General features: G+C 68.9%; 2 protein-coding genes. Both read right to left on the reverse strand.

All coding sequences use genetic code 11. The features are described 5' to 3' along the window. Positions 1–176: 176 nt before the first annotated feature. On the reverse strand, positions 177–1,316 hold the full coding sequence (locus tag E2E34_RS33835; protein ID WP_138905646.1) for a WXG100 family type VII secretion target: 1,140 nt from the start codon (positions 1,314–1,316) through the stop codon (positions 177–179). Next, positions 1,313–1,651, reverse strand: coding sequence for a hypothetical protein (locus tag E2E34_RS33840; RefSeq protein ID WP_138905647.1), 339 nt, complete (start codon positions 1,649–1,651; stop codon positions 1,313–1,315). Before E2E34_RS33840 ends, E2E34_RS33835 begins: the two co-directional genes overlap by 4 nt. Positions 1,652–1,951 lie beyond the last annotated feature (300 nt).

Consider the following 1,951-nt stretch of genomic DNA (forward strand, 5'->3'; position numbering starts at 1 on the left):
TTGCTCGTCGGGGGTGGCGGTTACGAGTCGCGGGAGCGGCGCGTCATGGCGTGCGGGTCAGGAGACGGGGCCGGGAGTGTCGAGCCGTACCGCTTCCTGGTCACGGAGGCAATGAACGCACGTGGGACCACGACTGCTTGCGCCCGCAAAACGGGCGAGGGCGGTGGACCGGGCGCTCACCCGAAGTCGTCCCTGATGCTTCGCCGACGGGACGTCGTCCCTGTTGCAGGAGGCTCGCCGGCTCCGTCCGATCCGCCCGCGCCATCCGGCCGGGCATTGGCCGCGGGGCGCGTGGCTCCCTCTTGGCGAGCGCTCGTGGACGGGCTCGTCGCGTCGGGGGTCACCGGAGGGACGGGCGGGCTGCCCGCCGCCGGGAAGCGGCGGTGCGACATGGCTCCGATGCCCACTCCGCCGGCGCCGCCGACTCCGCCCCCTGCGGCGTTGACCACGGCGTTCTTCAACCACTCCGGCTTCTCGCTGCCCGTGACCCGGGATACTCCGTCGACGGCGACTCCGCCCGCGACGTTGCCCACTGCACCACCCACGATGTTCTCCGAGGCGCGCATCCCCAGCTGACTCATGCCGCGGTTGCGCAGCAGGGCGTTCGCCCCTCCGGCCCCGGCCAACCCCATCGGCGTACCCGCGAGCGACGCGACGCCGCCCTGCCAGGTCGCTTTGCCGAGGCTCCCGGCATCGAGTCCTTCACCTGTCGCCACGTCGCTGGCGACCGTCGTGAAGGTGTTCCCGGCCCAGTTGATACCGAAGTCCACCAGCAGCTTGGCCAGCTTCGTCGACCGTTGGTAGGCGCGCATCGCCGCGGCGATGCCACGCAGCAGCCGGCCGAGGCGTTCGGAGAGGCTGATGGCCTGCCCGGCCAGCCGCGCGACGTTCGCCGCTGCCGCCGCGCTTCCGAGGCCGAGCGTGACGAAGGACAGGGCTACGCCGACACCGATCGAGACGCCGATCTCGATGTAGATGTCGTGGATCTCCGAGTTCACCTGCTCGATCGAGTCGGCGGCCTCGTCGAGCTGCCTGGCGATCTCGTCGTACTGCTCCGTCGCCTTCTCCACCTGCGCCTTCATCTCGCGCCAGTGGTCCCTGAACGCTTCGGCGGCCGGCCCGCGCCAGGTGTCCCCCACGACGCTCTCGACGTTCCTGTCGAGTGCCTTCAGCAACCCGTCCGCGCCTGCGACCTCCTTCTGCAGGCGACGCCACGCCTTGGCGGCCTGCCTGAGCTCCTCCGGCCTGCCGCCGGGATTGACGAGCTCGATACCGAGCTCTACGAGCTCCTCACCCACCGACTCGTTGCCGCTCACTTCTTGGCACCGTCGCCCTTCGCACCGAAGAGCACCGCGACACCTTCGTCGGTGGTCTCGGTGTTGCGGTGGACCTTTCGCAGAGAATCGGCGACGGCGTCGAGGTACTTGTGCACCAGGTTCAGAGCTTCGGCGGCGTCCGATGAGTAGTCGACGTACTCGGTTCTCAGTTCGTCGGACTCGGTCAGGAGACCGAAACCGTCCGAGATGGCTTCCTCTCCTGTTTCGTCGATGAACTTCTTCAGGTGCGCACGTAAGTCGTAAGCCCGGGACTCGAAATCGCGGGCGAGTTTCCTGCCTGCGTCCTGTGCGTAGAACGGCGCGTCGTCAGCCACGTGCGACTCTCATTCGAATGGGATCCGGGTGCGGGCCGGTGGATGACCGGCCCGGAGAGTGCGCGACTCGGCGTGCGGCCGTTCAGGTTGCCTCGTGTGACCGACCGCCCATGGCCCCCGTACCGGCCCCGCACTCCCACGATCGGCCCAACGATCAAGACACCACTCAGGACATGGTCTTGTCCTACTGGCTGGGGTGGCGGGTTGGTGGAGTGGCGCGACGCTCGCCACGTCCTCCAGATGAGCGCGGCGATCGGCCTGCTAGTCCGTCGGGACGGGCGGGGTTGCACAGGGGAGCAC

Origin of the sequence: Streptomyces albidochromogenes (assembly GCF_005981925.1) — a bacterium.
Classification (GTDB): Bacteria; Actinomycetota; Actinomycetes; order Streptomycetales; family Streptomycetaceae; genus Streptomyces; species Streptomyces albidochromogenes.